Raw genomic sequence first — 9,466 nt, 5'->3', positions numbered from 1 at the left:
GCGGAATCACGTCGTCCCAGGCCCCGCCGCCCTGGAGCCCGCCGCCCGTCGGGACGTAACGGGCGGCGACGCTCATGCCCGGGATGCGCTGCGGTCCGAGCCTCGGCAGCATCGTGCGCTGGAGCCCGTCGGTCAGGGCCCGCTCGCTCTCGGCCACGCCCGCCCGGGTCAGGGCCTGCGCCAGCATTCGTGCCACCGTCGCCAGCACGGACCGCTCGTCGGGGGTGAACGCGACCGGGTAGGTGAACGCCGCCATCCACGCGCCCATCGTCCGCCCGGCCACGGTCAGCGGCAGGAACGCCCAGGAGCGGCGGCCGAAGCGCTCGGCGAGCGGCCAGGTCAGTGGGTAGCGGGCCTTGTAATGCTCGGCGGAGGACAGGTAGACGGCCCGGCCGGTCCGCACCACCTCGGCAGCCGGGTAGTCCGTGTCCAGCGGCATGTCCGAGAAGGCGCTCTCGGTGCCCCGCTGCTGCCCGTGATGGCCGATGATCGTCAGGCGGTCGCCCGAGACCCCGAACACCGCCAGTCCGTCCGGCGAGAACCCGGGCATCGACAGATTCGCCGTGACCCGCAGGACCTCCTGGGTGGAGCGCGCCTCGGCCAGGGCCCGGCCCGCGTCCAGCAGGAACGCCTCCCGCGAGCGCCGCCAGTCCCCGGTGACCGCGCTGCGCCCGGCCGGGGTGCCCGGCGTCGGCTCGGTGACCTCCTGGAGGGTGCCGATCAACCGGTACGCCTTACGGGCCCGGTCGAAGGACGGCTTGGAGCGGCTGCGGACGATCCGGACGATCCGGCCCTGCTCGTCCATGATCCGGATCCGGACCTCGGCGAGGGTGCCCTCGGCCACGGCCAGCTGGATCACGCCGGTGATCTCGTTCCAGTCAACCGGGTGCAGCCGGGCCCGGGCCTGGGCCTCCGTGAGGCTGAACTGCTCGGCGGGCAGCCCGAGCAACCGGGCTGCCTCGGCGTCGACCGTGACCAGCCCGGTGGCGGTGTCCCAGTGCCACAGGCCGGTCGCGAGGGCGGCGAGAGCCTCCCCCACGGCGGGCAGAGGCTCGCCAGTGCGCATTGCCCTACTTTAAGAACAGGCGATCGAACACTGCCACCGATAGCGGACGCATGCCCTGACGACGACGAGCGCGCGCTCGGTGAAACGACCACCGCCCGCTCGGCGAAACGACCACGGCGTGCTCGATGAAACGACTACCGCACGCCCGATGCACGATCACCGCCCGCTCGATCGACAACCACCGCGTGCTCGATCCATAACTGTGGAGAGCCGATCTTCGCCTGCCCGGTACGCTGGGGAGGCGTTTCACGTGAAACACAGACCCCGATCAGCGAAGACTGGATGAACGACGATGCATCGGTACAGGTCCCACACCTGCGGCGAGCTCCGCTCCTCTGACGTCGGCAGCGACGTCCGGCTGAGTGGCTGGCTGCACAATCGGCGCGACCTGGGCGGCATCCTCTTCATCGATCTGCGCGATCACTACGGCATCACGCAGCTCGTGGCCCGTCCCGGCACCGCCGCCTACGAGGCCCTCGACAAGCTCTCCAAGGAGTCGACCGTCCGTGTCGACGGCACGGTCGTCTCCCGGGGCACGGAGAACATCAACCCCGAGCTGCCGACCGGTGAGATCGAGGTCGAGGTCGGCGAGGTCGAGCTGCTCGGCGCTGCCGCCCCGCTGCCGTTCACGATCAACACCGAGGACGGTGTCAACGAGGAACGGCGCCTGGAGTACCGCTTCCTCGACCTGCGCCGCGAGCGCATGCACAAGAACATCATGCTGCGGTCGTCGGTGATCGCCTCGATCCGCTCGAAGATGGTCGCCCTCGGGTTCAACGAGATGGCGACGCCGATCCTGTCCGCGACCTCCCCCGAGGGCGCCCGCGACTTCGTCGTCCCCTCCCGCCTGAACCCGGGCAAGTTCTACGCCCTGCCCCAGGCGCCCCAGCAGTTCAAGCAGCTGCTGATGATCTCCGGCTTCGACCGGTACTTCCAGATCGCGCCCTGCTTCCGCGACGAGGACGCCCGCGCCGACCGCTCGCCGGGCGAGTTCTATCAGCTCGACATCGAGATGAGCTTCGTCGAGCAGGAGGACGTCTTCCAGCCCGTCGAGAAGCTCATGACCGAGCTGTTCGAGGAGTTCGGCAACGGCCGCCACGTCACCTCGCCGTTCCCGCGGATCCCGTTCCGCGAGGCGATGCTGAAGTACGGCTCCGACAAGCCCGACCTGCGCGCCCAGCTCGAACTCGTCGACATCACCGACATCTTCGAGGGCTCGGAGTTCAAGGCGTTCGCCGGCAAGCACGTCCGCGCCCTGCCGGTGCCGGACGTCTCCGGCCAGCCCCGCAAGTTCTTCGACCAGCTCGGCGACTACGCCGTCTCGCAGGGCGCCAAGGGCCTGGCCTGGGTCCGCGTCGCCGAGGACGGCTCGCTGACCGGCCCGATCGCGAAGTTCCTCACCGAGGAGAACGTCGCCGAGCTGACCAAGCGCCTGTCGCTCGCGGCCGGCCACGCGGTCTTCTTCGGCGCGGGCGAGTTCGACGAGGTCTCCAAGATCATGGGTGCGGTCCGGGTCGAGGCCGCCAAGCGTGCCGGGCACTTCGAGGACGGCGTCTTCCGGTTCTGCTGGATCGTCGACTTCCCGATGTACGAGAAGGACGAGGAGACGGGCGCGATCGACTTCTCGCACAACCCGTTCTCCATGCCGCAGGGCGGCCTGGAGGCCCTGGAGACCCAGGACCCGCTGGACATCCTCGGCTGGCAGTACGACATCGTCTGCAACGGCGTCGAGCTGTCCTCCGGCGCGATCCGGAACCACGAGCCGGAAATCATGCTCAAGGCCTTCGAGATCGCCGGGTACGACCGCGAGACCGTCGAGGAGAAGTTCGCGGGCATGCTGCGCGCCTTCCGCTTCGGCGCCCCGCCGCACGGCGGCATCGCCCCGGGCGTCGACCGCATCGTCATGCTGCTCGCCGACGAGCCCAACATCCGCGAGACCATCGCCTTCCCGCTCAACGGCAACGCCCAGGACCTCATGATGGGCGCGCCGACGGAGCTGGAGGAGGCCCGGCTGAAGGAACTGCACCTGTCGGTGCGCAAGCCGCAGCCGAAGTAGGCGAACTCCCGTGAGTGGCTCGGAACCGTCGTCGGTTCCGGGCCACTTTCGCGTCCAGGGCTCTCACCCAGCTCTTACCCAGGCTCCTGACAGCCGCGCTCCCTAGCTTCCCTTCCCATGACGGGACAGCAGACGGCCCAAGGGCCGAAACACAAACGGGATCTGACACGCCGCAAGGTCGTCGCCGCGGGCGCCGGTGCGGTGGTGGCGGCGGGCGTCGGCGGTGCGTTCGCGACGGGAGCCTTCGCAGGCGAGGAGGCGACGGTCAAGGGGAAGGCGGGCGGAACCTCGGGCGAGGCCTGCTACAAGCTGACTTCCGAGACCACCGAAGGCCCCTACTACATCGACGCGGACAAGCTCCGCCGGGACATCACCGAGGACCAGGAGGGCATTCCGCTCACCCTGCGTCTGAAGGTGATCGACTCCGACAGCTGCAAGCCCCTCGCGAACGCCGCCGTCGACATCTGGCACTGCAACGCGCTGGGCGTGTACTCCGGGTACGAGTCGATGGGCAGCGGGGGCGGTGGAGGAGGCGGCGGTGGTACGCCGCCCTCCGGTACGCCCTCCGGTACGCCGACCGGGACTCCCACGGGTGCGCCTCCGGCGGGCGGCGGTGGCGGTGGTGGGCACGAGGAGCCCACCGACGACGAGCGCTACCTGCGGGGCACGTGGCGGACGGACCGGAAGGGCGAGGTCGTGTTCCGCACGGTCTTCCCCGGCTGGTACCAGGGCCGCTGCGTGCACATCCACACCAAGGTGCATGTGAACGGTACCTGGACCGACGCGGGCTACGAGGGCGGCACGACCTGCCACACCGGGCAGCTCTTCTTCGACGAGGCGACCGTGTCGGCCACGGCCGAGGTCGCGCCGTACTCCACCAACACCACGACCCGCACCACCCTCGACGACGACACCATCTACCCGGGCAACGGCACCGAGGGCGGTCTGCTGAAGCTGAAGTACAAGAAGGGTGCCATCGCCAAGGGGGTCGTCGCCACGCTCACCATGGGCGTCGACCCCGAGGCCACGCAGGACGGCACGGGGGCCTCCGTCCAGCCGGGCGCGTCGGCCTCGGCCTCGGCGGGCTGAGGGAGACGGATGGGGCGGACGCCTACACGACGTCCGCCCACATTCACATACAGCAGCACGAACGGCGGCCTGTACACGCTGTCGGCGGCGTCGGTCCTGGCGGTGCTGGGGGTGGCGTTCGTGCGGCACACGCATCGCGGTGAGCGGACGGGCTCGGGCGGCGGGGAGATCGCGGCGGTGATGGGCAAGTCGGCGGTGGGCGAAGCCCGCTGACCCACCCCGGACCATGCGTGAGGCCCGCTCCCTGTGAAGGGGGCGGGCCTTGCCGTTGCCGGCCGATCAGGCGTCGGCGAACAGGTCCTCTGCCGCGGTGGCCGTCAGGGAGCGATCGAACCAGAGGGTGAGGGTGTCGAGGTCGGTGCTGGTGGAGATGCGGTCGCGGGTGTCCTGGGGGATGTCGATGCCGCGCTTCTCCAGGACGCGCAGGATCAGAGCGACGCGGTCCTCCGCTTTTCCTTCAGCCTTGCCCTCGGCGATGCCTGCGGCTTTGCCTTCGAGGTACGTCTCCTCGAAGAGGGTTCCCTGCCCGGGAAGTAGGGGGCGACCATCTTCTCCGGCTCTCTCGCGAGAGGGCCCGCGCACCTCATGCGCGAGCCCTCGCCCGAACCGGCCCGTCGGCCGTGGTGGTCGGGGGCTACTCGTCGATGAAGATCTCTTCGGCTGTCGGGGCTGCGACGGCACGCCGGAGCCAGCGGCGCAGGATCTCGGGGTCGGCACATCCGGTGATGCGGTCCCGCACCGCTTCGGGGACGTCGATGCCGCGCACTTCCAGGATGTCCAGGACGTCCTCGGCGGCGCGTCGGGCCTCACCTTCGGCTCGGCCCTCGTCGCGGATTTCCTCGGAGAGGGGTGACTTGTAAGAGGAGAGGTCCACGGCCACCAGTTTCCTCCACAGTTGTGCGGCCGGGTGCTTGCCCAGGCCTTGTGCGATGAGTTCGATGATCGGGTCGGCGATGCTCTGCGGTGTGTCCCGCAGAACGGTCGTCATGGACTTGAGTATGACCCCGGCGTCCGGATGCTTGGCGTGAGTGATCGCGGACAGTGTGGCGAGGGCGAGGTCCTTGCGGACTCCGGCCGGGTCGGTGATCACCGGCATGTTGTGCGGTCCGGCGACGAGCGGCCGAAGGGTCAGCAGGGGCCACTGGCGAGGACCGAAGCTGACCTCGCGCGCGGCCCATTCCGCTGTGGCGCGGTCCTGGCAGACGACCAGCAGCAGCGGCTGCAGCCGGTACTTCGTGAGCAGGTACGAGGCGTAGTACGCCCAGCCGGCGGGCTTGTCGGGGTCCTTCCCGCTCTGGGCCTCCACCGCGAGGAGCAGCGGCTCGCCGTCCTCCGTGTCCAGCCGCAGGAGGGTGTCCACGCGGCGTTCGACGGGGCTGGCCTCGGTGAGGTCGTTGGGCAGGACGGTGACTGAGGTGGGCGGGGGGAAGTCGATGCCGAGGACCTCGGACACCCGGAGAAGAGGCCCGGATGTCGTGCTTCAGGTGATGCCGATGGACTGCGACACCCACTCCGGTCTGGACGGTCGGATCGAGCTGCTGAAGTTCTCGGACGGTACGGCGGTGGGCCGCTCCGACGGCGCCTTCAATGGCCGGCCGATCCACGAACTCAAACACCTGCGCATCCTTGAGATGCGGTATGGCACCATCCGGGCTCAGGCGCTCTCCCCACGGGAGTCGCTGGCCTTCGTCGAGCAACTGCTGGGAGAGACATGATCCGCAAGAGCACCGCCGGGGACACCTCCGAACTGGCGTGGTTCAAGAGCAGCTACAGCGGCGGAAACGACGGCAACTCCTGCGTGGAGCTTGCCGTCACCCCCGGCACCGTGCATGTCCGCGACTCCAAGAGTGTCGAGGGGCCTCAGCTGGCGCTCACGCCCCGCGCCTGGGCGGACTTCGTGTCCTACGCCGCGGAAAGCCGTTAGCGCGCCACGAACTGGGTCAGGATCGCCTGGACCTCGTAGATGTCGACGCCCTTGGTGAAGGTCTTCTCGATGGGGGTCGGGGTGCCGGAGATCCAGATCTTCAGCTCGGCGTCGAGGTCGAAGGTGCCGGCCGTTTCCACCGCGAAGTGGGTGATGCTGCGGTAGGGGACCGAGTGGTACTCGACCTTCTTGCCGGTGATGCCCTGCTTGTCGACCAGGATCAGGCGGCGGTCGGTGAAGAGGATCGTGTCGCGGATCAGGAGGAAGGCCGCGTGGACTTGTTCGCCGTGGCCTAGGAGACGGGCGTAGTCCTGCTGGGCCGAGGCCGGGTTCACGGTGTGTGCGTTGCCGAACAGTGCCATCGGTGATCCCCCGTTTGGTTGGCCGGATGCCTCGCTCATCCTACGAACAGCGGCCCCGTATGGCGACGAGCCCGGGGACGAGCCGATCGGGAAACGGGTCCGCCCCCAGGAGGAGGTCCCCCTAGGGGCGGGTGCGGGGCGGTGGTTACGCCGACTCGCCGCCGAAGCGCTCCTTGTACGACTCCAGGTCCTCGTCCGTGAGCTTGGCGAACAGGACCGGCGGGATGGTGAAGGGGGTGCCGGCGGGGACGGCGGTGAGGGAGCGCGCCTCGTCCGCGGTGACCCAGAGTGCCGTGTCGTTCTCCAGGGAGAACGCCTCGCGCATCTTCTTCGCCGACGTCGGGATGAACGGCTCGGAGACCACCGAGTAGAGGTGGATCAGGTTCATCGCCGTACGCAGGGTGAGCGCGGCACCCTCCGGGTTGGTCTTGATCTCCAGCCAGGGGGCCTTCTCCTCCAGGTAGGAGTTGCCCGCCGACCACAGGGCGCGCAGCGCGGCCGCGGCCTTGCGGAACTGGATGGCCTCCATCTGGGCCTCGTACTCCGCGAGCAGTCGGGCGATCTCCTCACCCAGCTTCGCCTCCGCCTCGCCGGGCTCGGCGCCCGCCGGGACCTCCTCGCCGAAGCGCTTCTTGGAGAAGGACAGGACCCGGTTGACGAAGTTGCCGAGGGTGTCGGCCAGGTCCTTGTTGACCGTGGCCGTGAAGTGCTCCCAGGTGAAGGACGAGTCGTCCGACTCGGGGGCGTTCGCCATCATGAAGTAGCGCCAGTAGTCGGCGGGCAGGATGTCGAGGGCGTCGTGGGTGAAGACGCCCCGGCGCTGGGACGTGGAGAACTTGCCGCCGTAGTAGTTCAGCCAGTTGAAGGCCTTGATGACGTCGACCTTCTTCCACGGAGCGCGGGTGCCCAGCAGGGTCGCCGGGAACATCACGCTGTGGAAGGGGACGTTGTCCTTGCCCATGAACTGCGTGTAGTGGACGTATCCGTCCGACTCCCACCACCACGAGCGCCAGTCGCGGTTCTCCGGGTCCTGGTCCGCCCACTCCTTTGTCGCGCCGATGTACTCGATCGGGGCGTCGAACCAGACGTAGAAGACCTTGCCCTCCGCGGCGAGGTCCGGCCAGGTGTCGGCGGGGACCGGGACGCCCCAGTCCAGGTCACGGGTGATCGCGCGGTCGTGCAGGCCCTCCGTGAGCCACTTGCGGGCGATGGAGGAGGCGAGGACGGGCCAGTTGTCGGCGCGCTCGTCGACCCATGCCTCGACCTCGCCGGCCAGGGCGGACTGGAGGAGGAACAGGTGCTTGGTCTCGCGGACCTCCAGGTCGCTGCTGCCGCTGATCGCGGAACGGGCGTCGATCAGGTCCGTCGGGTCCAGGACCCGCGTGCAGTTCTCGCACTGGTCGCCGCGGGCCTTGTCGTAGCCGCAGTGCGGGCAGGTGCCGATGATGTAGCGGTCGGGCAGGAAGCGGCCGTCGGCGATCGAGTACACCTGGCGGATCGAACGCTCTTCGATGAAGCCGTTCGCCTTCAGCTCGCGGGCGATCTCCTGCGTGATCTCGTGGTTCTGCGGGGAGGAGCTGCGGCCGAAGTAGTCGAAGGCCAGATTGAAGCCGTCGTAGATCGCCTTCTGCTGGTGGTGCGCGTCCGTGCAGAACTCGTCCACGGGGACGCCCTGCTCCTTGGCGGCGAGCTCGGCGGGGGTGCCGTGCTCGTCGGTCGCGCAGATGTAGAGGACCTCGTGGCCGCGCTGGCGCAGGTACCGGGAGTAGACGTCCGCCGGGAGCATGGACCCCACCATGTTGCCCAGGTGCTTGATCCCGTTGATGTACGGAAGGGCGCTGGTGATGAGGTGTCGAGCCATCGCGGGCTGCTCCCAAGTCGCTACGCGGGGTGACGATCTCGTGGTCTCGGTCGTCTACGAACCTTGAAATCGTAGCTGACACGGGTATGCCGCCCGCCTCCCCTTTTGCGGGGTGGGAAGCGGGCGGCGTCGTGAGCGGTGGACGGCTACGGGCGCCAGTTCGCCAGTACGCCCTCGTAGAGCTCCTTGTCCGTGAGCTCGCGGGGGGTTTCGCCGGCGAGGAAGTGGGACGTGTTGGGGGTCTTGAGCTTGCGGAGGTAGTCGAAGGCCTTGTTCTCCGGGTCTCCGAAGGCGACGAAGGAGAAGAAGACGGTGGGGTGGGTCTTGGCGGCGTCGGTGAGGGCCTGGGTGGCCGGGGTCTTCGCGTCCGGGGCGCCGTCGGTCTGGAAGACCACGAGGGCGGGGGTGGTGGTGGCGTCCGCCGCGGTCTTGTCGTGGTGGGCGAGGACGGCTTCCACGGCTGCGTGGTAGCTGGTGCGGCCCATGCGGCCGAGGCCCGCGTGCAGGTCGTCGATCTTGTTCTCGTGGTCGGTGAGGGTGATCTCGCCGGTGCCGTCGAGTTCGGTGGAGAAGAAGACGACCGGGACGGTTGCCTCGGGGTCGAGGTGGGCGGCGAGGGCGAGGGTCTGTTCGGCGAGGGCCTGGGCGGAGCCGTCCTTGTAGTACGGGCGCATGGAGGCGGAGCGGTCCAGGACGAGGTAGACCTTGGCGCGGGTGCCGGTGAGGTTGTGGGAGTCGAGGGTGGTGGTGGCGGCCTTGTAGGCGGTGGTCAGGCCCGGGGCACGGCTTTTGACGCGGGTGAGGGGGAGGGCGGGGCCGTCCGTCTCGCTCTTCGGTTCGACGTCAGCCTTCGGCTTGGCCTCGGGCTTCGGTGTGGCCTTTCGCTTGGGCTTGGCCTCGGCTTCGCCTTCGGCCGTCTTGTTCCCGCCCGCACCACCCGTGCTGCTTTCGTCGTCGGGTGCGGGTGGCCCCTGTGGGGCCGGGTCACCGTCGGCGGCCGCGGGTCCGGGGGCGGTCGCCTCTGCGGCGGCTGACCTTGGTGACCCGGCCGTCGGCGTTCACAGTGAAGCCGGTGGTGCGGCCGGCGGCGTCCTTGACCGAGGACAGC

General features: G+C 69.1%; 8 protein-coding genes and 3 pseudogenes. 5 read left to right on the top strand and 6 right to left on the bottom strand.

Annotated elements, in window-relative coordinates:
• A partial coding sequence (locus tag ABZ281_RS23510) for a GAF domain-containing protein (protein WP_356658355.1) occupies window positions 1-1,066 on the bottom strand: 1,066 nt, incomplete at its 3' end.
• A gap of 292 nt (window positions 1,067-1,358) precedes the next feature.
• Here ABZ281_RS23510 and aspS point away from each other — a divergent pair.
• The 3 genes from aspS (at window position 1,359) to ABZ281_RS23495 (ending at window position 4,424) form a co-directional block, all read left to right on the top strand.
• On the top strand, window positions 1,359-3,122 hold the full coding sequence (gene aspS / locus ABZ281_RS23505; RefSeq protein WP_356658353.1) for an aspartate--tRNA ligase: 1,764 nt from the start codon (window positions 1,359-1,361) through the stop codon (window positions 3,120-3,122).
• A gap of 117 nt (window positions 3,123-3,239) precedes the next feature.
• Window positions 3,240-4,211, top strand: coding sequence for an intradiol ring-cleavage dioxygenase (locus ABZ281_RS23500; RefSeq protein WP_356658351.1), 972 nt, complete (start codon window positions 3,240-3,242; stop codon window positions 4,209-4,211).
• Between the two features lie 9 nt (window positions 4,212-4,220).
• Window positions 4,221-4,424, top strand: a complete 204-nt coding sequence (locus ABZ281_RS23495; RefSeq protein ID WP_356658349.1) for a hypothetical protein — start codon at window positions 4,221-4,223, stop codon at window positions 4,422-4,424.
• A 66-nt stretch (window positions 4,425-4,490) separates the two neighbouring features.
• On the opposite strand, the gene ABZ281_RS23490 is transcribed toward ABZ281_RS23495, so the two are convergent.
• Entirely contained in the window at window positions 4,491-4,793 is a 303-nt protein-coding gene (locus tag ABZ281_RS23490) for a hypothetical protein (RefSeq protein WP_356658347.1), read from the bottom strand.
• 52 nt (window positions 4,794-4,845) lie between these two features.
• A pseudogene (locus ABZ281_RS23485) lies at window positions 4,846-5,681 on the bottom strand (hypothetical protein); the annotation flags it as partial.
• On the opposite strand from ABZ281_RS23485, the pseudogene ABZ281_RS23480 reads away from it, so the two are divergent.
• Window positions 5,681-5,926 (top strand): annotated as a pseudogene (locus ABZ281_RS23480) (Scr1 family TA system antitoxin-like transcriptional regulator); the annotation flags it as partial. The pseudogenes ABZ281_RS23485 and ABZ281_RS23480 sit on opposite strands and share 1 nt — an antisense overlap.
• Window positions 5,923-6,135 carry a DUF397 domain-containing protein gene (locus tag ABZ281_RS23475; RefSeq protein ID WP_356658345.1) on the top strand — a complete coding sequence of 71 codons (213 nt, stop codon included), beginning with the start codon at window positions 5,923-5,925 and terminating at the stop codon, window positions 6,133-6,135. The pseudogene ABZ281_RS23480 and the gene ABZ281_RS23475, both read left to right, overlap by 4 nt.
• Here ABZ281_RS23475 and ABZ281_RS23470 read toward each other — a convergent pair.
• From ABZ281_RS23470 to ABZ281_RS23460, 3 genes and pseudogenes are all read right to left on the bottom strand, one after another.
• A complete protein-coding gene (locus ABZ281_RS23470; RefSeq protein ID WP_356658343.1) occupies window positions 6,132-6,497 on the bottom strand; it encodes a PH domain-containing protein in 366 nt (121 codons plus the stop codon). The two genes, ABZ281_RS23475 and ABZ281_RS23470, sit on opposite strands and share 4 nt — an antisense overlap.
• A gap of 145 nt (window positions 6,498-6,642) precedes the next feature.
• Window positions 6,643-8,358, bottom strand: coding sequence for a methionine--tRNA ligase (gene metG, locus ABZ281_RS23465; RefSeq protein WP_356658341.1), 1,716 nt, complete (start codon window positions 8,356-8,358; stop codon window positions 6,643-6,645).
• Window positions 8,359-8,504: 146 nt separating this feature from the next.
• Window positions 8,505-9,380 (bottom strand): annotated as a pseudogene (locus ABZ281_RS23460) (VWA domain-containing protein); the annotation flags it as partial.
• Between the last annotated feature and the right edge of the window lie 86 nt (window positions 9,381-9,466).

The organism is Streptomyces sp. NPDC006265 (assembly GCF_040613555.1).
Classification (GTDB): domain Bacteria; phylum Actinomycetota; class Actinomycetes; order Streptomycetales; family Streptomycetaceae; genus Streptomyces.
This window is presented reverse-complemented; position numbering and strand designations above follow the sequence as displayed.